Annotated in this window: 25 protein-coding genes; 10 read left to right on the top strand and 15 right to left on the bottom strand. The window is 71.0% G+C overall.

The window, feature by feature from the left end:
• Positions 1-32 precede the first annotated feature (32 nt).
• The 3 genes from M1105_RS02600 (at position 33) to rpe (ending at position 2,439) form a co-directional block, all read left to right on the top strand.
• The gene (locus M1105_RS02600) at positions 33-899 is read left to right on the top strand and encodes an NAD(P)-dependent oxidoreductase (RefSeq protein ID WP_249578782.1); all 867 of its coding nucleotides are present in this window, start codon (positions 33-35) and stop codon (positions 897-899) included.
• 91 nt (positions 900-990) lie between these two features.
• On the top strand, positions 991-1,659 hold the full coding sequence (locus M1105_RS02595; protein ID WP_249578781.1) for a gamma-glutamyl-gamma-aminobutyrate hydrolase family protein: 669 nt from the start codon (positions 991-993) through the stop codon (positions 1,657-1,659).
• An 81-nt stretch (positions 1,660-1,740) separates the two neighbouring features.
• The gene (rpe, locus tag M1105_RS02590) at positions 1,741-2,439 is read left to right on the top strand and encodes a ribulose-phosphate 3-epimerase (protein ID WP_249578780.1); all 699 of its coding nucleotides are present in this window, start codon (positions 1,741-1,743) and stop codon (positions 2,437-2,439) included.
• Positions 2,440-2,482: 43 nt separating this feature from the next.
• Here rpe and M1105_RS02585 read toward each other — a convergent pair whose 3' ends face one another.
• Entirely contained in the window at positions 2,483-3,049 is a 567-nt protein-coding gene (locus M1105_RS02585) for a lipid-binding SYLF domain-containing protein (protein ID WP_249578779.1), read from the bottom strand.
• Positions 3,050-3,214: 165 nt separating this feature from the next.
• Between M1105_RS02585 and M1105_RS02580 the strand changes: the two genes are divergently transcribed.
• Positions 3,215-3,601, top strand: a complete 387-nt coding sequence (locus M1105_RS02580) for a DUF2237 family protein (protein WP_249578778.1) — start codon at positions 3,215-3,217, stop codon at positions 3,599-3,601.
• Between the two features lie 190 nt (positions 3,602-3,791).
• Entirely contained in the window at positions 3,792-4,619 is an 828-nt protein-coding gene (locus tag M1105_RS02575) for a hypothetical protein (RefSeq protein WP_249578777.1), read from the top strand.
• A gap of 63 nt (positions 4,620-4,682) precedes the next feature.
• Here M1105_RS02575 and M1105_RS02570 read toward each other — a convergent pair whose 3' ends face one another.
• Positions 4,683-4,880 carry a hypothetical protein gene (locus M1105_RS02570; RefSeq protein WP_249578776.1) on the bottom strand — a complete coding sequence of 66 codons (198 nt, stop codon included), beginning with the start codon at positions 4,878-4,880 and terminating at the stop codon, positions 4,683-4,685.
• 279 nt (positions 4,881-5,159) lie between these two features.
• On the opposite strand from M1105_RS02570, the gene M1105_RS02565 reads away from it, so the two are divergent.
• The 4 genes from M1105_RS02565 (at position 5,160) to M1105_RS02550 (ending at position 7,291) form a co-directional block, all read left to right on the top strand.
• Complete coding sequence (locus M1105_RS02565; RefSeq protein ID WP_249578775.1) at positions 5,160-5,717, top strand: HD domain-containing protein; 558 nt, start codon at positions 5,160-5,162, stop codon at positions 5,715-5,717.
• Positions 5,710-5,991, top strand: coding sequence for a hypothetical protein (locus tag M1105_RS02560; RefSeq protein ID WP_249578774.1), 282 nt, complete (start codon positions 5,710-5,712; stop codon positions 5,989-5,991). The genes M1105_RS02565 and M1105_RS02560 overlap by 8 nt, the downstream gene beginning before the upstream one ends.
• Before the next feature lie 112 nt (positions 5,992-6,103).
• Positions 6,104-6,316 carry a hypothetical protein gene (locus M1105_RS02555; RefSeq protein WP_249578773.1) on the top strand — a complete coding sequence of 71 codons (213 nt, stop codon included), beginning with the start codon at positions 6,104-6,106 and terminating at the stop codon, positions 6,314-6,316.
• 267 nt (positions 6,317-6,583) lie between these two features.
• On the top strand, positions 6,584-7,291 hold the full coding sequence (locus M1105_RS02550) for a hypothetical protein (protein WP_249578772.1): 708 nt from the start codon (positions 6,584-6,586) through the stop codon (positions 7,289-7,291).
• A 76-nt stretch (positions 7,292-7,367) separates the two neighbouring features.
• Here M1105_RS02550 and M1105_RS02545 read toward each other — a convergent pair whose 3' ends face one another.
• The 8 genes from M1105_RS02545 to M1105_RS02510 form a co-directional block, all read right to left on the bottom strand.
• The gene (locus M1105_RS02545) at positions 7,368-9,011 is read right to left on the bottom strand and encodes a CTP synthase (protein ID WP_249578771.1); all 1,644 of its coding nucleotides are present in this window, start codon (positions 9,009-9,011) and stop codon (positions 7,368-7,370) included.
• A 154-nt stretch (positions 9,012-9,165) separates the two neighbouring features.
• Complete coding sequence (locus M1105_RS02540) at positions 9,166-9,477, bottom strand: lipid-A-disaccharide synthase N-terminal domain-containing protein (RefSeq protein ID WP_249578770.1); 312 nt, start codon at positions 9,475-9,477, stop codon at positions 9,166-9,168.
• On the bottom strand, positions 9,477-10,208 hold the full coding sequence (locus M1105_RS02535; protein WP_249578769.1) for a glycosyltransferase family 2 protein: 732 nt from the start codon (positions 10,206-10,208) through the stop codon (positions 9,477-9,479). The genes M1105_RS02540 and M1105_RS02535 overlap by 1 nt, the downstream gene beginning before the upstream one ends.
• Positions 10,209-10,278: 70 nt before the next feature.
• On the bottom strand, positions 10,279-12,042 hold the full coding sequence (locus M1105_RS02530; RefSeq protein WP_249578768.1) for an ArnT family glycosyltransferase: 1,764 nt from the start codon (positions 12,040-12,042) through the stop codon (positions 10,279-10,281).
• The gene (secG, locus tag M1105_RS02525) at positions 12,039-12,443 is read right to left on the bottom strand and encodes a preprotein translocase subunit SecG (protein ID WP_249578767.1); all 405 of its coding nucleotides are present in this window, start codon (positions 12,441-12,443) and stop codon (positions 12,039-12,041) included. Before secG ends, M1105_RS02530 begins: the two co-directional genes overlap by 4 nt.
• A gap of 124 nt (positions 12,444-12,567) precedes the next feature.
• On the bottom strand, positions 12,568-13,338 hold the full coding sequence (locus M1105_RS02520) for an SDR family NAD(P)-dependent oxidoreductase (protein WP_249578766.1): 771 nt from the start codon (positions 13,336-13,338) through the stop codon (positions 12,568-12,570).
• Between the two features lie 64 nt (positions 13,339-13,402).
• The gene (locus tag M1105_RS02515; RefSeq protein ID WP_249578765.1) at positions 13,403-13,993 is read right to left on the bottom strand and encodes a GNAT family N-acetyltransferase; all 591 of its coding nucleotides are present in this window, start codon (positions 13,991-13,993) and stop codon (positions 13,403-13,405) included.
• Between the two features lie 86 nt (positions 13,994-14,079).
• Positions 14,080-14,649: a hemerythrin domain-containing protein gene (locus M1105_RS02510; RefSeq protein WP_249578764.1), complete on the bottom strand. Its 570-nt coding sequence runs from the start codon at positions 14,647-14,649 to the stop codon at positions 14,080-14,082.
• Between the two features lie 122 nt (positions 14,650-14,771).
• Here M1105_RS02510 and M1105_RS02505 point away from each other — a divergent pair, with 122 nt between their 5' ends.
• Positions 14,772-15,155 (top strand): hypothetical protein, encoded by a 384-nt coding sequence (locus M1105_RS02505; protein WP_249578763.1) that lies wholly within the window; start codon positions 14,772-14,774, stop codon positions 15,153-15,155.
• Positions 15,156-15,185: 30 nt separating this feature from the next.
• Here the strand turns inward: M1105_RS02505 and M1105_RS02500 are convergent, their stop codons facing one another.
• The 5 genes from M1105_RS02500 to M1105_RS02480 form a co-directional block, all read right to left on the bottom strand.
• The gene (locus M1105_RS02500; RefSeq protein WP_249578762.1) at positions 15,186-15,842 is read right to left on the bottom strand and encodes a trimeric intracellular cation channel family protein; all 657 of its coding nucleotides are present in this window, start codon (positions 15,840-15,842) and stop codon (positions 15,186-15,188) included.
• A 26-nt stretch (positions 15,843-15,868) separates the two neighbouring features.
• Entirely contained in the window at positions 15,869-16,891 is a 1,023-nt protein-coding gene (gene ilvC, locus M1105_RS02495) for a ketol-acid reductoisomerase (protein ID WP_249578761.1), read from the bottom strand.
• A 106-nt stretch (positions 16,892-16,997) separates the two neighbouring features.
• Positions 16,998-17,642: a hypothetical protein gene (locus M1105_RS02490; protein WP_249578760.1), complete on the bottom strand. Its 645-nt coding sequence runs from the start codon at positions 17,640-17,642 to the stop codon at positions 16,998-17,000.
• Entirely contained in the window at positions 17,639-18,211 is a 573-nt protein-coding gene (gene ilvN, locus M1105_RS02485; protein ID WP_249578759.1) for an acetolactate synthase small subunit, read from the bottom strand. The genes M1105_RS02490 and ilvN overlap by 4 nt, the downstream gene beginning before the upstream one ends.
• 88 nt (positions 18,212-18,299) lie before the next feature.
• The gene (locus tag M1105_RS02480; protein WP_249578758.1) at positions 18,300-19,145 is read right to left on the bottom strand and encodes a sulfotransferase domain-containing protein; all 846 of its coding nucleotides are present in this window, start codon (positions 19,143-19,145) and stop codon (positions 18,300-18,302) included.
• Between the last annotated feature and the right edge of the window lie 43 nt (positions 19,146-19,188).

The following is a 19,188-nucleotide window of genomic DNA, read 5'->3' as shown; positions in this document are numbered from 1 at the left end:
AGCACGGTCTGCGAGGCCGGGGGAGAAAGACAGTGGCGAAGGTGAGTTTCCTGGGACTGGGCGTGATGGGCTTCCCGATGGCCGGGCACCTGGCCGCGAAGGGGCACGCGGTGACGGTCTACAACCGCACCGCGGCGAAGGCGCAGGCCTGGGCCGGCAAGCATGGCGGGTCCTGGGCCGCAACCCCGCGCGAGGCGGTCGAGGGGGCCGAATTCGTGATGGTCTGCGTCGGCAACGACGACGACCTGCGCTCGGTCGTGCTCGGCCCCGATGGCGCGCTTGCCGGGATGGCGAAGGGCGCGGTGCTGGTGGACCACACGACGGCGAGCGCGAATGTCGCGCGCGAACTCCACGCCGAGGCCGCGAAATCGGGGATCGCGTTCGTAGACGCCCCCGTCTCGGGCGGGCAGGCCGGCGCCGAGAACGGCGTGCTGACCGTGATGTGCGGCGGCGAGGAGGCGCCCTATGCCCGGGCCGAGCCGGTGATCATGGCCTATGCCCGCGCCTGCCGCCTGCTGGGCGGACCGGGGGCGGGGCAGCTCACCAAGATGGTCAACCAGATCTGCATCGCGGGGCTGGTGCAGGGGTTGGCCGAGGGGCTGAACTTCGCGCAGAAGGCGGGGCTCGACGGGCGCGCGGTAGTCGACGTGATCTCGAAGGGCGCGGCCGGGTCGTGGCAGATGTCGAACCGCTATGAGACGATGCTGGACGACAAGTTCGACTTCGGCTTCGCGGTCGACTGGATGCGCAAGGACCTTGGCATCTGCCTCGACGAAGCCAAGCGCAATGGCGCGCGCCTGCCGGTGACCGCGCTGGTCGACCAGTTCTATGGCGAGGTGCAGGACATGGGCGGTGGCCGGTGGGACACCTCGTCGCTGCTGCGTCGGCTCAAGCACTGAGAGCGCATCCGCACGGCGCGGCACGCATCCCGTCGCGGGGGCATCCGCGGCGGGATTCCATCGGGCCGCGCCATGACCGGGTGGTCGGGCGATGAGCCGCCATCCCCATATCGGCGTCTCGGTCTCGACGCGCACCGGCTGGCGCGTCTTTCCGTTCTTCCGCTGGGGGCTGCACCGCGCCGGCGCGGTGGCGGTGCGGATCGAGACGGGGCGCGCGCGCGGCAACCTCAAGGGGCTCGACGGGCTCATCATCGGCGGCGGCGACGATGTGGGCATCGAGCTCTATGGCGGCGAGCTCATGCCGCATTCGCGTTTCGACGTGGCGCGCGACCGGCTCGAGCTTGGCCTGATCGAGGAGGCCGAGAACCTCCGCTTGCCGATCCTCGGCGTCTGCCGCGGCGCGCAGCTCATCAATGTCGCGCGCGGCGGCACGCTGCACGAGGACATCTATGACAGCTATCCCGGCGCGCGCCGGCTCAACACGCCGCTGCCGCGCAAGCTGGTGCGCATCGCGCCCGGCTCGCGGCTCGCGCATATCCTGGGAGCGGAGCCGAGCCGCGTGAACGCCCTGCACCGCCAGTCCGTGGACCGGCTGGGCGCGGGGCTCGCGCCCGTCGCCTGGGACGAGGCCGGAGTGGTGCAGGCGATCGAGGGCGAGGAGGGGCCGCGCCTCGTCATCGGCGTGCAGTGGCACCCGGAATACCTGCTGCTCTCGCGCCGCGACGCGCGGCTGTTCCGGGCGCTGGCCGAGCACGCCTGAGCGCGCCGGAACGGGGCTTTCGCCCCGCGCGGCCATCCGTTAATCAGGCGCCGACGCCCCGAGCCGCAGGAGCAGCACCCCATGGCCTACGAGTCCTTCGACCGCCGCATCAAGATCGCGCCCTCGATCCTGTCGGCGGACTTCGCCAATCTCGGCGCCGAATGCCGCGCCATCGAGGCCGAGGGGGCCGACTGGGTGCATGTCGACGTGATGGACGGCCATTTCGTGCCCAACATCACCATCGGTCCGAATGTCTGCGCGGCGCTGCGCCCGCATATCCGGGGGGTGATGGATGTCCACCTGATGATCGCGCCCTGCGACGCCTATCTCGAGGCCTTCGCCAGGGCCGGCGCGGACATCCTGACGGTCCATGCCGAGGCCGGGCCGCACCTGCACCGCAGCCTCCAGGCGATCCGGGCGCTGGGCTGCAAGGCGGGCGTGGCGCTCAACCCCGCGACGCCGGCCGAGGCGATCGAGCATGTGCTCGACCAGATCGACCTGATCTGCGTCATGACGGTCAACCCCGGCTTCGGCGGGCAGGCCTTCATCGAGGCGGTGCTGCCCAAGATTGCGCGCCTCTCGGAGATGACGGCCGAGCGAGACATCCATATCGAGATCGACGGCGGCGTCGTCCCCGCCAACGCGGGGAACTGCGCGGCGCTGGGTGCCGACGTGCTGGTCGCGGGCTCGGGCGTCTTCAAGGGCGGATCGGTCGCCGACCCATCGGTCTACGGCCGCAACATCCATGCGATCCGCGAGGCGGCCGAGGCGGCGCTCTGACCCCGCGCCCGGGGGCGGCGAGGCCCGCCGCCGCGCGCGCGGTTCAGCGGACGATGCGCGAGTACTTGGCGCCCTCGAGGCTCGCGCCGAGCAGGAGCCCGTCCTGCGCGAACACGAAGGCCACGATCGGCTTCTGGGCGGTCGTCGTGTCGGCGCCGACATTCATGCCCTTCTCGGGGAAGGTGACCTCGGCGTCGACGCCGGCCTCCCAGCCATCGGCGCGGCGGAATTTCCGGAGCGCGCTGTCTGTCAGAAAGAACAGCGCGTGGCTGCTCGACTGGATCCCGGCCTGCAGCCCCAGCGAGGCTGCGCCGACCGAGTAGTACTCGGCCGTGTTGCGGAAGCCCGACCCGTCGTTGAGCCGCAGCGCACCCTCGCCATACGAGCCGCCGAGGATGAAGCCGCCCTTGACGACGTCCGGCATTACCAGGATGCCCACCGCGCGCTGCGACAGCTCGCGGGTGCCGGGTACGTCGGCGAACAGCTTCTCGAGCGCGATGTTGACCCGTGCGTCGATCACCGCCGCGTCCTCGGCTTGGGCGGGCAGGGCGGTCGCGGCCATCGTCAGGGCGCCGAGCATGGCAAGGACGGGGCGTCGGGTGAGGTGCATGGCTGTCGCTCCCTTCATCTGCAAGCATGCGTCGGGCAAATATGCGTCCGCATGGGGTCGCGAACAAGACGCGGGCTTGCGCGCGGCGGGCTGAGCGATACCTTTGCGGCGGCACGAAGGAGCGAGGGCGGTCGCAAAAAGCGGCGCGGCGCGGAGGGCAGAACGATGGCGGTCTTGGACATCGACGCATCGGTCAACATCCTCGGCGAACCGCTCGAGCCCTGCTCGACGCGGCCGATGACGGGTTTCTTCCGCAATGGCTGCTGCGACACGTCGGACGCCGACCGGGGCTCGCACACCGTCTGCGCGGTGATGACGGCCGAATTCCTCGCCTTCTCGAAGGCGCAGGGCAACGACCTCTCGACGCCGCGTCCGGAATACGGCTTTCCCGGCCTCAGGCCGGGGGATCGGTGGTGCCTGTGCGCGGCGCGGTTTCTCGAAGCCCATGCCGCGGGCCACGCGCCGCGGGTCTCGCTACGGGCGACGCACCGGCGCGCGCTCGAGATCGTGCCGCTCGACGCCTTGCGGGAAATGGCGCTCGAGCGCACCTGAGCGGCACGCCTCGCCCGCGTGCGTGCGCGCCCGGGAACCTTTCCCACCCTGCGCGGTTATCCCGCGACGGCACCTGCTTGCTGCCGTGCCGCGAGCTCCCCGACCCCTCGGGGGGCGTGGCTTTCCCTGCCGCCCGACATTGCGTTCATCGGCGACGAAGATGCAAATCCGGGAGAGAGGGATGTCAGTCATGACCCGCACCAAGAAGCTCGTCGCGACCGCAAGCGCCGTGGCGCTCGCGGCCGCGCTGCTGCCGCTCGAGATCGCGCCGAGCGAGAATGGCCCGTCGATCTCGGCCGCCACGGCGCATGCCGCCGCGGGCGGCAATGGTGGCGGGAACGGCGGCGGCAACGGCGGCGGGAACGGCGGCGGGAACGGCAACGGCAATGCCGGTGGCGCAGATGCGAGCGGGGCTGACGCCGCGGATTCGGACGGCGGCCCCGGCAGGGGGCACGGCCGGGGGAAGAGCGGCGAGAAGTCGACAAACGGACGCGGCGCGACGGCCTCGGGCCTTGGTCGAGGCAACGCGGCGCACGCGGCCCAGCCGGCGCGCGAGAATGCAGCGCCTCACTCGGCCGTCGGCACGGCCGTGGCCTATGGCGCCGCACGCGAGGCCGCAGCACAGGCCGAGGCCGACCTCGCGGCCGCCGAAGCAGAACTCGCGGACGCCGAGGCGGCGGCGGTCGCGGACGCCGAGGCCGACCTCGCGGCCGCCGAAGCCGATCTTGCGGCCATCTCGTCCGACCCCGCCGCGGACGAGGCCGACATCGCCGAGGCGGAGGCCGCCGTGGCCGATGCCGCCGCGGCCCTCGGCGCCGCCGAGGCCGACCTTGCCGACGCGGTGAGCTCGGCCCTCGACGCCAGCACGGATGTGGCCGAGGCCCAGGCCGCCGTCGCTGCGGCCGAGGACGAGGCCGCGGTCGCTGTCGCCAGCGAGCAGACGGCGCTGGAAAGCGCGGTGAAGGATGCGACACCCTCGATCGCGGACGCGCTCGCGGACCTGCTGGGCATCGACTGATCCACGCGTGAACGGCTCGCCAGCCTGGGGCCCGGCGGGAAACCGCCGGGCCTTTGCGTGCGGTCAGCCGTCGGCTTCGGCCATGTCGGGATGCGGGTTGCGCCGGTCGCCGCGGGCGTTGGCCTTGCGGACATAGGTGATCATCGCGCCGGGGTGCTCGTGCTTGACCTTGAGCGCGGCGATGAGCGCGTCCTCGGCCTCGACGGTGACGCTGAGGCTGCGATTGGCCTCGCTGGTGCCGACCATGTAGCGGGTGGTCATCGGTCGTCTCCTCCCTTGGCCCGGGGGCACGGACATGTGCAGTATAGCCCAGAATGGCCCCGGGGCGTAGCGCCCGGCCGGCGGCGCCTTCGCGCGTGAAAGCATGGCCAGGCGTCTGTTATCCGGCGGAAATCCGAACTCCGCTGCGGCGCGTCCACGCAAGGGGTTGCGGCCGGCGGCCCGCATGCCCATACTGGAGGTGTTCCCGAACATCGCGAACCTGCAACGGCCCCCGGCCCGGCGCAGGGCTTGGGGCCACGAGGAAGGAGACCCTCTCCCGTGACCACGATCCTGCTCGTCACCCGCGCCTGTCACCGCGCGGCGCAATGGCACGCCGGACAGCGCCGCAAGGGCGTGGCGGCCGAGCCCTATGTCAACCACCTGGCGGAAGTCGCGGCTCTGGTGGCCGAGGCGACCGGGGGCAGCGACCCCAACCTGATCGCGGCGGCGATGCTGCACGACGCGATCGAGGATGCCGGGGTCACGCATGCCGAGATCGCGGACCACTTCAACCCCGACGTGGCCGACCTGGTGGCCGAGGTGACCGACGACAAGGCGCTGGACAAGCATGTCCGCAAGGCGCTTCAGGTCGAGATGGCGCCGAAGAAGTCGGACCGCGCCAAGGCGATCAAGCTGGCGGACAAGACCTCGAACCTGCGGGCGCTGGCGGCCTCGCCACCGGCGGACTGGGACCTTGCGACGAAGGCCGCCTATCTCGACTGGGCGCGCCGCGTGGTGGCGGGGCTGCGCGGCACGAATGCTTGGCTCGAGGCCGAGTTCGACGCGGCGGCGGCGGAGGTGGAGAGGGTGCTGGAGGCGGAGTTGCGCGATGACTGAGCAGTGGACGGTCCATGTCGACGACAACTTCCACTACATGGACGAGGACGAGCGCTACACCCATGGCCGCTTCGACAGCTACGAGGCCGCGGTTGCGGCGTGCAAGCAGATCGTCGATCGCTGCCTCGACCCCGAGGCCGCGAAGACGGCGGCGGAGCTTTTCGAGAGCTACGTGCTGTTCGGCGACGACCCCTGGATCAGCGGGCCCGAGCGCGCGCCGGAGTTCTCGGCATGGGACTACGCGAAACAGCGGTGCCACGACCTGCTCCCGTGAGAGGGCGCATCGCGGTCCGAACCCCGCGCCCCACGGGCGGCGCCGATATGCTATGCTGCCGACCGGGAGTCGCTCGCCGCCACGACGAATTGGCCGTCAATGGGAGGCGAAGATGGCCAAGACCCTCACCGGACATTTCGGGTCCGCCGACACAGCGCGCAACGCGCTGGACGACCTGATCAACGCAGGCTTCGCGCGCGAGACGATGTTCCTCGGCAACGACGATACCGCGCTCAAGGTGATCACCCCGAACGACATCGAGCACGAGGTGCGGGAGATCCTCGGGCGGCATGGGCCGAAGGAAGTGACCAAGCGGGAGGTTTGACGGGGGCGCGGCGGGAGGCCCGGGAGCTGGCGGCGGCGCCGCGCCGTGGGGTGGGTGGTATCGCCGAAGGTGGGTTGCCATGGCGGGGCAGCCCGGTCGAGCGGCAAGAGGGGTGCATCATTGTAGATCAACCCGCAGGCGCGCGCGGCACGACACACCCCGCGGGCGTTGAACCACACGCGGCACCGGCGTTCACTGGCTTGACTTCCGCTCTACACGGCGGCTTCATCAAGGGGGATGAACGGAGTTCGGAAATCCAGGCTTTAAATGATTTTTGTCACGCGACAGTCGAGCAGGATCTCGATCATCGCAGTATTCATCGTGGCGATGGCATTGTCCGCGACGGCGATGGGCGGCCATGCAAATTCGACGGAGGGTGCGGCTGCCGAGGGGCCACGTCACATCGGGATCGACCTTCCTTCCGGCTTCGTCCTTCAACGCGACCCAGCGCTCGGACGTGGAGAACGCGCGGCACGCTTTCTCAAGACGTTGTCATCCGGTCACACGATACAGATCGAGGTCTACGAGAAGGACCACCATTTCCCGCGCGCGGACGACAAGCCGGATAGCTTTGCCGCCGAGTGGCATGCGCAGGAGATTCTCCGTTCGCATATGTGGTCTCTGAACCGACAACGGCGCGCGGAAGAATCTCTGAGCGTGAAGCTCTTCAACTGGAATCGCCATGAGCTTCCATTGCCAACTCCCAAGGACGATCAAATGATCTTTTGTACTGACTCACATTTCGTCTATGAGGAACATCTCGCGGCAGGGCTAAATCTGCACGCCCAGAGCCGCGCGCTTCATTGCGCCGTCTGGTTCAGAAAGCGCGAGGTCGATCCAAAGGCGGCGATTGTAATTGTGCTCGTACAGGTAAGTCTCATTGATGGGTGGATTCCGGAGAGAGGCGGATCGGCACTCTCCTCGTTCGAGAAACTTGTCAGGACTGTGATCGCCTCCGTCACTATCCATTCCTGACGGCGTGCAGCCGAACACGCATCCCGCGTAAAATTCACCGCGCTATTGCGAGATAGCTCATCAAATTTATCTCCACTCAAACCAGCCTCGACTGCTCCACCGCTGCCCGCACGAAATCCGCAAACAGCGGGTGCGGCTGGAAGGGTTTCGACTTCAGCTCCGGGTGGAACTGGACCCCAATAAACCACGGATGCCCCTCGAACTCCACGATCTCGGGCAGCCTCCCATCGGGCGACATGCCGCAGAACTTCAGCCCCGCTTCCTCCAGCTTCTCGCGGTACTTGATGTCGACCTCGTAGCGGTGGCGGTGGCGTTCCGAGATGGCGCGGGAGCCGTAGATCTCCGCGACCTTCGAGCCCTCGGACAGCGTGGCGTTGTAGGCGCCGAGGCGCATGGTGCCGCCCTTCTGGTCGCTCACCTCGCGCTTGATGGTGCGGTTGCCCTCGACCCATTCCTTGAGGTGGTAGACCACCGGCTCGAAGCGGCGCGCGCCGGCTTCGTGGTCGAACTCCTCGGAGCCCGCGGTCTTGAGCCCCGCGAGGTTTCGCGCCGCCTCGATCACCGCCATCTGCATGCCGAGGCAGATGCCGAGGTATGGCACGCTGCGCTCGCGCGCGAATTGGGCCGCGCGGATCTTGCCCTCGGTCCCGCGCTCGCCGAAGCCGCCGGGGACGAGGATGCCGTGGAAGCCTTCGAGCCAGGGGGTGGGGTCCTCGCGCTCGAAGATCTCGCTGTCGATCCACTCGGCGCGGACCTTGACGCGGTTGGCGATGCCGCCATGGGTCAGCGCCTCGGCGATCGACTTGTAGGCGTCCTCGAGCCGGGTGTACTTGCCCACCACCGCGATGCGCACCTCGCCGTCGGGGTGGTGGATGCGCTCGACCACGTCCTGCCAGACGGCAAGGTTGGGGCGCGGCGCGGGTTGGATCGCGAAGGCGTCGAGCACCGCCTGGTCGAGGCCCACGGCGTGGTAGGCCAGTGGTGCTTCGTAGATCGAGGCGAGGTCCATGGCGGGGATCACCGCCTCGGGCCGCACGTTGCAGAACAGCGCGATCTTGGCGCGCTCGGTCTCGGGGATCGGGTGCTCGGTGCGGCAGACCAGCACGTCGGGCGCGATGCCGATGGCGCGCAGTTCCTTGACCGAGTGCTGGGTGGGTTTCGTTTTCAGCTCGCCCGAGGCGGCGAGGTAGGGCAGCAGCGTCAGGTGCATGAAGATGCACTGGCCGCGGGGTTTTTCCTGCGCGAACTGGCGGATGGCCTCGAAGAAGGGCAGCCCCTCGATGTCGCCCACCGTGCCGCCGATCTCGCACAGCATGAAATCGGTCCCATCCTCGCCGATGCGGAGGAAGTCCTTGATCTCGTTCGTGACGTGGGGGATCACCTGGATGGTCTTGCCGAGGTAGTCGCCGCGACGCTCCTTGTCGAGCACGTTCTGGTAGATCCGGCCCGACGAGATGGAATCGGTGCGCCGGGCGGCCACGCCGGTGAAGCGCTCGTAATGGCCGAGGTCGAGGTCGGTCTCGGCCCCGTCATCGGTGACGAAGACCTCGCCATGCTCGAAGGGCGACATCGTGCCGGGGTCGACGTTCAGATAGGGGTCGAGCTTGCGCAGCCGCACCGTGTAGCCACGCGCCTGCAACAGCGCCCCGAGCGCCGCCGACGCGAGGCCCTTGCCGAGCGACGAAACCACGCCGCCGGTGATGAAGATGAATCGCGCCATGCCCGGAACCCCGTAGATGTTGTATGGGGCGCGTGCCGCGGCCCCTTATGTCGTATTACGGGATTTGACGTATACGGGATTCCGGCCGGGGCGGCAAGGTGCGGAAGGCCGTGGCGGGGGCGATTTCATGTGGATGAATTCGCCGCCCGGCCCGTCACGGCAGCCGGTCGCGGCGGCGCTCGGCGTGGATCAACCAGAGGTTTCGCGTGTAGATGAAGAACCCCAGCGACTGGCCGAGGATGAACACCGGGTCGGCGCGATAGATCGCGTAGGCGAGCAGGATCGCCGCCCCCCCGATCGAGAACCACCAGAACGCGACCGGCACGACCGAGCGGCGCGCCTTCTCGGAGGCGATCCACTGGATCAGGAAGCGCATCATGAACAGCGCCTGCCCGCCCAGGCCCACGAGGATCCAGATCAGCTCGGCCCGCGTCTGCGCGCCCAGCGCCGACATGAGGATCTGCATCAGGGGTCCTCGTGGGTGACGACCGGCAGGCGGCGGCGGTGGATCAGCCACCAGACGCCGACGAGGTCCATGACGCTGACCATGAGCCGCCCGAGATTGGTGTATTTCGAGCGGCCCGCGGCGCGGGCGCGGTGGCTCACGTCGATGCGCTCGATCTCCCAGCCCTCGCGCTTGACCAGCGCGGGCAGGTAGCGGTGCATGTGGTCGAAGAAGGGCAGGCTCAGGAACACCTCGCGCGGGAAGGCCTTGAGCCCGCAGCCGGTGTCGCGGGTGTCGTCCCTCAGCACGCGAGCGCGCAGGCGGTTCGCGAGGATCGAGCCGAAGCGCTTGCGCTTCGAATCCTGGCGCGCGACCCGCTCGCCCGCCACCAGTCCGAGGCGGGGGCGGCCGGCGAGGAGCGGCGCGACAAGGCGCGGGATTTCCGACGGCGGGTTCTGGCCGTCGCCGTCGATGGTGCAGACGATCGGCGCGCGCGCGGCGATGACGCCCGAGCGCACCGCCGCCGACTGGCCGCAGGGCGCGGCGTGGCGCACCTCGCGCAGCCAGGGGAACTCGGCGCGCAGGGCCGCGATGCGCGCAGGCGTAGCGTCGGTCGAGCCGTCATTGACGAAGATCGCCTCGAAGGGGGCGAGGGGCGCGCAGGCCTCGGCGATCTCGCGCGCCATCTGCGCGACGTTTTCGGCCTCGTTGAGCATCGGGGCGACGACGGTGAAGCGTGGCGTTCCGGTCATCCCCCCTCCCTCGCGTCTCTCCCCCGGGCGGGCGCGACCATAGTGGATGCGCGCGGGCGGGCCAAGCGGGCTATTGCGGCGGCGTGCATGCGGCCCAGCGCGGATCGTCGCGGGTCAGGAGATGCGCGGTCTCGGACTTGCCGCGGTTGTAGTTGAAGTAGCTCAGAGCCGCGCGCTCGATCAGCGGCGGGGCCTCGGGGCCGAGGAGGTCGTCGAGGATGGGCCGCCAGCGGCTCTCGACCAGCGCCATCGCGCCGGGATCGGCCACCAGCCGCGCCGCGATCGCGTCGGGCGGGCCTAGGACGGTGGCGGTCTCGGTCAGGAAGACGAGGCTCGGCTCGCGGTAGCCGAGCGACATCAGCGGCCCCGAGGCGCAGGGCGCGAACTGCTCGGCCAGCGCCGCCATGCGGGGCGAGGGGAAGGCGGTGGCCATGGCCGGCAGGGCGAAATGGAGCGCGGCCGGATAGAGCGCAAGCGCCGCCAGCACGCCGCTCGCCGCCTGAGCGAGCCGCAGGCCGCGCCGCGCGGCCCGGGCCGCCACAAGCCCGAGGCCCGCGCCCGCGATGCCCAGAAGCGCCGCCTGCCAGACCAGCACGCCCTCGACCGCGAGCGGCAGCGCGATTACGGCGAGCCCCAGGCCGACGGCGGGCAGCGCCATCAGGACCGCCGCGAGCCGCCCCGGCCAGCGCCCGGGCGGGGCGGCGGGCGGACCGGCGAGCGCCGCGCCCACGGCGATGGCGAGCGCCGGGTAGAGCGGCAGGACGTAGTGCGGCAGCTTGGTCGGCACGGCCTCGAGCAGCAGCCAGAACGGCACCACCCAGGCGAGCACCAGCACCGCCCCGACCTCGCGCCGCCCCGCCCAGAGCCGCCGCGCCGCCAGCGGCAGGAACGCCGCCCAGGGCCAGAAGGTGAGCCAGACCAGCGCGAGATAGACCCCCGGCGGCGCGCCATGCGATTCCTGCCCCTCGCGCACCTTGGCGATCAGGTCCTCGCCCACCGACTCGGCGAAGAAGCGGCCCTCCGAGATCACCCAGATCGCGACCAGCCAGGGCGCGACGATGAGCGCGGTCAGCAGGAGGCCCGCAAGCGGCCGCAGGGCGCCGAGGCGCGGCAGCCGCAGGAGGCCGAGCCAGACCCCCACGCCGGCCAGCGCCACGATTGTCGGGACAACCGGCCCCTTGACGAGGATCGAGACCGCGAGCGCGAGCCAGAAGGCGAGCCAGGTGTGCCGCCCCGACCGCCCCGCCAGCGCGCGCCCGAGCGCGCCGAGCGCGACGACGGCGCAGAGCATCAGCGTCGCGTCGGTCTTGGCGATGTGTGCCTCGACGGTTGCGAGGATGGCGGTGGGAAGGGCGATGCCGGCGATCAGGGCCGCGCGCGGGCCAGCGAGCGGCCATGCCGCCCAGAGCGTCGCAAGCGCGCCGAGCACCACCGCCAGCGCCGAGGGGATGCGGTAGGCCCAGACCGGCGCCTCGGTGCCGCCGAAGGCCGAGGTCGCAGCCGCCTGGAGCCAGTAGATGCCGACGGGCTTCTTCCAGCGCGGCTCGTCCTGGAAGCGGATGTCGACGAGTTCGCCGGTCTCCAGCATCTGCTTCGTGGCCTGCACGAAGCGCGCCTCGTCGCGGTCGGTGACGGGCAGCGCCGCGAGCCCCGGCAGCGTGACCGCAAGCGCGACCAGCGCCACGATCAGCGCGGCACGAAAGGGCGAGACCGCGGCGCGGTCGAGCAGGCGCGCGAGCGCGCGGTCGAGCCGGTCGAGGAAGGTCGCGGGCGGCGGCGTCCCGCCCGCCTCCGCGCGCCCGGCGCTGGGACCGGACGGCGGAGCTTCCGTCACTGAGCCGCCGGCGGCGTCTGCGGCGCGCCTTCGGCCGGCGCGCCCTCGGCAGGCGCCGCTGTCCCGGCGGCGGGCGGCAGCAGGGCGGCGCCGTCGTCGGCCGGCGCGGGCAGGTCGGGCAGCGGGATCTGGCCCTCGCCCTCCTGGATGAACTGGTCGAGCACCGATCCGGTGTCGCGCCCGCCGCCCGAGAGCACGGTGAGCGAGATCGAGGTCGTGATGAACCCGATGGCGAGGAACCAGGTGATCTTCGAGAGCGCCGTGGTCGCGCCGCGCGCCGACACCAGCCCGCCCCCGCCGCCGCCGATGCCCAGCGCGCCCCCTTCGGAGCGCTGCAGCAGCACCACCGCGATCAGGCAGATCGCGAGGATCAGGTGGATGACGAGAACGACATTCTCCATGGCGGCGCAGTCTCCGTCCAAATCTTCAGGGGGCGTGCCGTCGCGGGCCGCCCTCGATCGGGCGCGGTTCTAGCCCCTCGGACGCGCGGTGTCGATTGGAAAAGCGATCCACGGCGGGCAGGGTTCAGGCCGCGCTGATGCCGCCATTGACCGATATCGCCTGCCCGGTGATGCGCGCAGCCCCCGGTCCCGCGAGGAACAGAGCCAGCGCCGCGAGGTCCTCGGGCGTGGTGGGGCCCAGATGCGCGAGCTGGCGCGCCTTGGCGAACAGCTTCGCGGGGAAGGTGCCCTCGACCATCAGCCGGTCGGTCAGGGGCGTGCCCTCGACCAGCGAGGGCGTGATGACGTTGGCGCGGATGCCGTTGCGCTTGCCCTCGATGGCGAGGCCGCGGGTGAACTGGATGATCGCCGCCATGCCGGCGCCGATGACGCTCTCGCCCGGCGTGGCGATCTTGCCCGCGTCGGAGGCCACGTTGATGATGCAGCCCGCGCCCTGGGCCATCATCACCGGCAGCACCGCGCGGCAGGCGAGCAGCACCGGGGCGAGGTCGCGCGTCAAGCTGGTCCGGATATCCTCGAGGCTCTGGCGGAACAGCAGTTCCGGCAGCCGCGTCGTGCCGGGCGAGACCATCAGCGTGTCGATCCGGCCGCGGGCGGCGAGCGTGTCGGCGACCAGCAGCTCGAGATCGGCGGGTTCCGAGGCGTCGCAGCGCCGGAACACGGCGTCGGTGCCGAGGCCGGCACAGGCGGCGACACCCCGCTCGGCCGAGCGGCCGGCGATCGTGACCCTGGCGCCTGCCGCGTCGAAGGCGCGCGCCGCCGCAAGGCCGATGCCCGAGGTGCCGCCGATCACCAGGACCGACTGCCCCGCGATCTCGCCGATGCCTGTCGCCATGCCCGTGTCCTCGCCTCTGCCGCGCCGCGCCGGATGTGCAGGTGAGCAGGGCGGGGCGGGCGCGTCAATCGCGGCTGCGCAGGTTGGCGGTGCTGCGCTCGGTCTCGAGGCCCAGCGCCACGCGCACGCTGCGCACCGCCTTGCCGAACAGGTCGGTCGGCGGCATGTGCTCGAGGTCGAAGATGAGCCAGGTGAGCAGCGAATGCGGTGCGCCCGGCATGATCAGCGACTCGCCGCGCTTGTAGGCGGTATAGCCCTCGTGACGAACGGCGAGGTCGATCATCGGCCGGTCGCCGCGCGAGACCAGCACCGCCGCGCGCAGCGCGCCGCGCTCGATGGCGCGGGCGCAGGCGCGCTCGAACAGCCGGGTGCCGATGCCGCGCCCGCGCCGGTCGGGGTCGACGCTCAGCGCGATCTCGCATTCGGCCTCGTCATAGGCGATCTCGGCGAGGCCGACGAGGCGGCCATGCTCGAAGCAGCCGACGAGGTCGTGGCCCAGCGCACGCTCGGCCCAGTCGTCGAAATCGTCCGCCTCCATGAACTGGTGGAAGTGCTGGAAGAGGTCCTCGGTGTCGAAGGCCTCGAGATGCGCGCGCGCGGCCGAAATGTCCTCCGGCGCGAGCAGCCGGTAGGTGTGCTCTCCGAATCCCAGCATCCGTGGCCCTCCCGATCTCCCTTGTATCCACGATAGCACGCCGCGCGCCGCGCGGGGGTTGATCGGTGTCAACCGCGCGGGCGGGCTCAGACGCCCAGCGCCGCCTCGCCGCGGTCGAGCATGAGGGGGATGACGATCTCCTCCTCGTCGTCGAGGTGGCGGGCGATGAGCGGCGCCAGCGCCTCGATCCCGGCGAGCATGGCGCGCGCCGCGCGCTGGTCGCCGGGAGGAGCCGCGGCAAGGGCGCGCACGTCAGCGGCGAATCCGTGGAGCCGCGCGTCCAGTGCCGCGTGGTCGCGCTCGAGGATCGCGAAGCCGCGGCCGAGCCGGGCCTCGAGCCGCATCAGCGCCGGGAAATAATGGTGGTCCTCGACCATGTGGTGCGTGTGAAGCTCGCGCAGGAAGAGCCCGGCGAGGCTGAGGAAGCGGCCGTGATGCCGCCCTCGCCCGTCCGCGCCGTCGAGGCGCGCGCGAAGATCCGCCGCCATGAGGTCCGAAAGCTCGCGAAACATGGCGTGCCGGTCGAGATAGAAGCGGGTGAGCGGCCCGAAATTCGGATGCGCGTGCCAGTCCGGCCGCGGGATGCTGCCGAGCAGGAAGCGCAGGTCCTCGGGCAGGCCGGACCGCGAGGCGAGGGCGAGCGGGTCGGGCGTCATGCCGCGTGCATAGCAGGGCGGGGGCGCCGGGCCAATATGGGCCGAGATGGGCCGTGCGGTGCTCGCGGCGGCGTGAGCGGGCGGCACTGGCGCGGCCGCGGGGCCTAGGCTATCAGACGGGCATGTATCGCGGCGATCCTTTCTTCCAGCTCGATTTCCTGACAGCGGCGGGACTTCTGGCGGTGCTGGCGGTGTTCACGCTGGCGGCGCTCGTGGCCGTGCGGCGCGTCGGGCGCGGGCGTGGCATCGCGGGACGCGCGGCGGTTGCCATCCTCGGCTTCTGGCTTTTCGCCTGGGTCGCGCCTCAGGCGGTGGCGCTCTGGTTCGAGGTGCTGGCCGGCGGACCGCCCTGGGTGCTCGAGATCGGCCTGCCCCCGGGGCCCGAACGGCTGCTGGCGCTGGTCACCTTCCGCGGCCCCGCGACGCTGGCGGCGCATGGGCAGGGGGCGCTGTTCTGGGGCATGCTGGTGATGGCGCTGAGGCTGGGGCGGGCTGCGCGGTTCTGAGCGGGCGCCGCCGCGGGGGGCCGCCCGGGCTCAGCCGTCGGAGCTCGCGTGCGTCACGAGCATCCGGGGCATCACCAGCTTCCACCGGATCGCGGCCGCCCGGATCGCGAAGATGAGGCAGGCGGCGACCACCGCCGCTTCGCTCCCGTGCCGGGGCCACAGCGCCAGCGCCGCGGCATAGAGCGTGCAGCCGGTCAGAACCGGCACGGCATAGAGCTCGCGCGTCATCAGGAGCGTGGGCCGCCCGGCCAGCACGTCGCGCAGGATGCCGCCGCCGACGGCGGTCACCACTCCCAGCAGGATCGGCGCGAGCGGCCGACCGATGTCGAGCGCCCAGACCTTGGTGACCGCCTGGATGCCGAACACCGCCGCGCCCAGCCCGTCGAGGTAGAGAAGCGCCACGACCAGCGCGCGGCGCTGGAACAGCGGCTGGGCGGCGAAGGCCGCGAGGCTTGCGCCAAGCGCCACCCACAGGAGCGTCTGGTCGAGGGTCCAAAACACCGGCACGCCGATGATGAGGTCGCGAATCGTGCCGCCGCCGACCGCGGTGATGACCCCCAGAACGACGACGCCGAAGAGGTCGACCCCCTTCGGCGCGACTGCAATGACCGCCGTGACGGCGAAGGCGACGGTGCCGGCGACGCCGAGCCAGAGGCGCAGGCCGTCGAGTGCGGCGGCTCCCTCCATGCCCGGCCGTCCCCGGCGCCGCCGGCTCAGTTCTTCGACTTGTCCACCATGCGGTTCGCGGCGATCCACGGCATCATGCCGCGCAGCTTCTCGCCGATCTGCTCGATCTGGTGGGCGTCGTTGTTGCGGCGGATCGCCTTGAACGAGGGCTGGCCGGCCTTGCACTCGAGCATCCAGTCGCGCACGAAGCGGCCCTGCTGGATGTCGTCGAGCACGGCCTTCATGCGGGCCTTGGTCTCGGCATAGGGCAGGATGCGCGGGCCCGAGACATACTCGCCATATTCGGCGGTGTTCGAGATCGAGTAGTTCATGTTGGCGATGCCGCCCTCGTAGATCAGGTCGACGATCAGCTTCACCTCGTGCAGGCACTCGAAGTAGGCCATCTCGGGGGCGTAGCCGGCCTCGACCAGGGTCTCGAAGCCCATGCGGATGAGTTCCACGAGGCCGCCGCAGAGCACGGCCTGCTCACCGAACAGGTCGGTCTCGCATTCTTCCTTGAAGTTCGTCTCGATGATGCCCGAGCGGCCGCCGCCGATCGCCGAGCAGTAGCTGAGGCCCAACTCCAGCGCGCGGCCCGAGGCGTCGTTGTCGACCGCCACGAGGCAGGGCACCCCGCCGCCTTTGACGAACTCGCCGCGCACGGTGTGGCCGGGGCCCTTCGGCGCCATCATCAGCACGTCGACGCCCTTCTTCGGCTCGATCAGCCGGAAGTGGATGTTGAGGCCGTGGGCGAAGGCGATCGCCGCGCCCTCGCGCAGGTTGTCGTGGATATGGGCGTAGTAGGTCTCGGCCTGCAGCTCGTCGGGCATGCACATCATGATCAGGTCGGCCCACTTCGCGGCGTCGGCGATCGACATCACCGTGAGACCCTCGGCCTCGGCCTTGCGCGCCGAGGCCGAGCCCGGGCGCAGCGCGACGGCGAGATGCTTCGCGCCCGAGTCGCGCAGGTTCAGCGCGTGGGCGTGGCCCTGGCTGCCATAGCCGACGATGGCCACCTTCTTGTCCTTGATCAGGTTGATGTCGCAATCGCGATCGTAATAGACGCGCATGTCCGTCTCGTCCTTTCCTCGTGGTCTCGGTCTGACTGGCCCGTGGCGCCATTGCCGGCTGGGGCCGCCGCCGGTTTCCGTCCCGGCGGCTGGTTAGTGGATGGGTCTAGAGTTGTCCAGCGGCCTGAGCGCGCGCACGCTGGTTGGCGACCAGCACCTCCCAAAGCTTGCGGGTGCAGACGTTCTGGGGAAGCGTCTCCTCGCGCTGGGCGGCGAGGCCGTCGCGCAGCATCGCCTCGGTCACGGCGGCGGCGAGGAAACGGGGCAGGGTGTCGGGCGTCACGCCGCGCCGGGCCTCGTCGATGCTGAAGACGCGCGAGGCGCCCTCGCGGAAGCGGTAGGCGGAAAGCTCCTGCGGGTTGCAGGCGCCGTTCTCGGGGCTGAGGCGCAGCGCGGGCTCGTCCGAGGGGTTGGCGTTCGCGTTCGCGTCGATGGCGAAGATGACCGACATGACCCCGCCCGGCTTTCCTTCGAAGGCGAGGTAGATGTCGCGGATGTCGGCGGGATCGACCTCGCGCAGGCCTGCGCCCTCGCCTGCCGGGGCGCCCGGCTGGGGGTCGGGCAGGGCGCCGCCGGGACGCGGCAGCGCGGCGCCGGGGGACGCGGGGGCTGCCGCGGCGTCGCCCGGCTCGGCTGTCGCGGGCGCGGCGGCATCGGCTCCGGCCGCGGTGCCGGCGTCCTGCCCGTCGCCCGCCGCGCAGCCCGCGAGGGCGGCGAGGGCGAGCGCGAGGAGCGCCGCGCGGGGGATCATTCCATCGGCTCCCTGCCGCGCATCACGGCGGCGACGCCAGTGCGCGCCACCTCGACGAGGCCGAGCGGGCGCATCAATTCGATGAAGGCGTCGATCTGGTCCGAGGTCTGGGCGATCTCGAAGACGAAGCTCTCGAGCGTGACATCGACGCAGCGCGCCTGCATCAGGTCGGCCATGCGCAGCGCCTCGACCCGCTTCTCGCCGGTCGAGGCGACCTTCACCAGCGCCAGCTCGCGCTCGATATGGGCGCCCAGCACGGTGAGGTCGGTGACGGCATGGACCGGCACCATGCGCTCGAGCTGGGCGTGGATCTGGTCGATCACCTGCGGCGTGCCGCTGGTGACTATGGTGATGCGCGAGAGGTGCGAGGCGTGGTCGGTCTCGGCCACCGTCAGGCTCTCGATGTTGTAGCCGCGGCCGGAAAAGAGGCCGATCACGCGGGCGAGGACGCCCGGCTCGTTGTCCACCAGCACGCTCAGCGTGTGGCGCTCGTGGCTCTCGGGCAGGGTCGAGCGCAGGTTGTAGGCGCTCTGCGCGCTCGATCCGGGCTTCAGGGTCATCGGGCTCATGTGCCGTTCGCTCCGTCCTTGGCCGCCCCGCGGGCGGCGTGTGCCTTTGGTCCGGCCGGTCTCGCGTGCCGCGGCCGGCGGCGCCCGGTCATGCCGGGGCTTCGAGATGATCGCGGGCCGCGGCCGCGAGCGCCCGCCGCCAGTCCTGATAGCGGGCGGGCTGGCCCGCGAAGCGCGGTACGCGGGCGTCGATCGAGATGCTGGTCAGCGGCGCGAAGGCGGCGGCGATGCGCGCGCTGTCCTGCGGCGCGAGCTCGGTCTCGTGCCGCGCGCGCACCGCCTTGTTGCGCTGGGTGAAGCGCTCGCGCTCGATCGTCTCGAGCACATGGGCGGGCTCGGCCGGCACGCCGATCTGGCGCGCGAGCCGCCGGATCGTCCGCACCGGGTCAAAGGCCACGTCGTCGTAGCACAGCGGCGCGACCATCGGGCGCCGCAGCCAGGTGCAGAGTGTCCGGTGCTGGCGGCGCATCGCCACGAGCGCGTCGTCGAGCGTCGCGATCTCGGAAAAGGCGGGGCGCCCGTTCTCGCGCGCCCGCGCGCCCGCATCCATGAGCGAGAGCGCCATGTCGCGGGGGTCGCGGTAGACTGCGTGCGCCTGCGCCACGCCCTCGCGCAGCAGTTCGGCCGCGGCACGGGTGCAGCCGCCATGCAGCTTGACGACGACCGGGTGGCCGAGAGCCTCCGCCTCGCGGCGCAGGGCGGCAACACGTTCGGGGGCGAGCCCTTCGGCGAAGTTGATCGCGGACCAGTCTGCGACCGCCTCGGCGCTGAGCCGGGGCTGCGCGAAGCCCGCCTGCGCGAGGATGGTGCGCACCATCTCGAAGGCCAGCGTCGACCCGCACTTGGTCATGCCGTAGCTGAAATAGAGCACCGGCAGCGCCCGCTTGCGAAGCGCGGGCGCGGCAAGCCCGGTTGTCAGCGTCTCGTCGGCCATCGCTCGCCACTGCTCTCCGTCGAAATCGGCCGCGCGGGCGGCC

Source organism: Thermohalobaculum sediminis, assembly GCF_023487995.1.
GTDB lineage: Bacteria > Pseudomonadota > Alphaproteobacteria > Rhodobacterales > Rhodobacteraceae > Thermohalobaculum > Thermohalobaculum sediminis.
This window is presented reverse-complemented; position numbering and strand designations above follow the sequence as displayed.

Excerpts from the sequence above, each read along its gene's own strand:
- M1105_RS02595 (WP_249578781.1), top strand. The coding sequence starts at position 991 with ATGAGCCGCCATCCCCATATCGGCGTCTCGGTCTCGACGCGCACCGGC.
- rpe (WP_249578780.1), top strand. The coding sequence starts at position 1,741 with ATGGCCTACGAGTCCTTCGACCGCCGCATCAAGATCGCGCCCTCGATC.
- M1105_RS02585 (WP_249578779.1), bottom strand. The coding sequence starts at position 3,049 with ATGCACCTCACCCGACGCCCCGTCCTTGCCATGCTCGGCGCCCTGACG.
- M1105_RS02580 (WP_249578778.1), top strand. The coding sequence starts at position 3,215 with ATGGCGGTCTTGGACATCGACGCATCGGTCAACATCCTCGGCGAACCG.
- M1105_RS02575 (WP_249578777.1), top strand. The coding sequence starts at position 3,792 with ATGACCCGCACCAAGAAGCTCGTCGCGACCGCAAGCGCCGTGGCGCTC.
- M1105_RS02570 (WP_249578776.1), bottom strand. The coding sequence starts at position 4,880 with ATGACCACCCGCTACATGGTCGGCACCAGCGAGGCCAATCGCAGCCTC.
- M1105_RS02560 (WP_249578774.1), top strand. The coding sequence starts at position 5,710 with ATGACTGAGCAGTGGACGGTCCATGTCGACGACAACTTCCACTACATG.
- M1105_RS02555 (WP_249578773.1), top strand. The coding sequence starts at position 6,104 with ATGGCCAAGACCCTCACCGGACATTTCGGGTCCGCCGACACAGCGCGC.
- M1105_RS02550 (WP_249578772.1), top strand. The coding sequence starts at position 6,584 with ATGATTTTTGTCACGCGACAGTCGAGCAGGATCTCGATCATCGCAGTA.
- M1105_RS02545 (WP_249578771.1), bottom strand. The coding sequence starts at position 9,011 with ATGGCGCGATTCATCTTCATCACCGGCGGCGTGGTTTCGTCGCTCGGC.
- M1105_RS02540 (WP_249578770.1), bottom strand. The coding sequence starts at position 9,477 with ATGCAGATCCTCATGTCGGCGCTGGGCGCGCAGACGCGGGCCGAGCTG.
- M1105_RS02535 (WP_249578769.1), bottom strand. The coding sequence starts at position 10,208 with ATGACCGGAACGCCACGCTTCACCGTCGTCGCCCCGATGCTCAACGAG.
- secG (WP_249578767.1), bottom strand. The coding sequence starts at position 12,443 with ATGGAGAATGTCGTTCTCGTCATCCACCTGATCCTCGCGATCTGCCTG.
- M1105_RS02520 (WP_249578766.1), bottom strand. The coding sequence starts at position 13,338 with ATGGCGACAGGCATCGGCGAGATCGCGGGGCAGTCGGTCCTGGTGATC.
- M1105_RS02515 (WP_249578765.1), bottom strand. The coding sequence starts at position 13,993 with ATGCTGGGATTCGGAGAGCACACCTACCGGCTGCTCGCGCCGGAGGAC.
- M1105_RS02510 (WP_249578764.1), bottom strand. The coding sequence starts at position 14,649 with ATGACGCCCGACCCGCTCGCCCTCGCCTCGCGGTCCGGCCTGCCCGAG.
- M1105_RS02505 (WP_249578763.1), top strand. The coding sequence starts at position 14,772 with ATGTATCGCGGCGATCCTTTCTTCCAGCTCGATTTCCTGACAGCGGCG.
- M1105_RS02500 (WP_249578762.1), bottom strand. The coding sequence starts at position 15,842 with ATGGAGGGAGCCGCCGCACTCGACGGCCTGCGCCTCTGGCTCGGCGTC.
- ilvC (WP_249578761.1), bottom strand. The coding sequence starts at position 16,891 with ATGCGCGTCTATTACGATCGCGATTGCGACATCAACCTGATCAAGGAC.
- M1105_RS02490 (WP_249578760.1), bottom strand. The coding sequence starts at position 17,642 with ATGATCCCCCGCGCGGCGCTCCTCGCGCTCGCCCTCGCCGCCCTCGCG.
- ilvN (WP_249578759.1), bottom strand. The coding sequence starts at position 18,211 with ATGAGCCCGATGACCCTGAAGCCCGGATCGAGCGCGCAGAGCGCCTAC.
- M1105_RS02480 (WP_249578758.1), bottom strand. The coding sequence starts at position 19,145 with ATGGCCGACGAGACGCTGACAACCGGGCTTGCCGCGCCCGCGCTTCGC.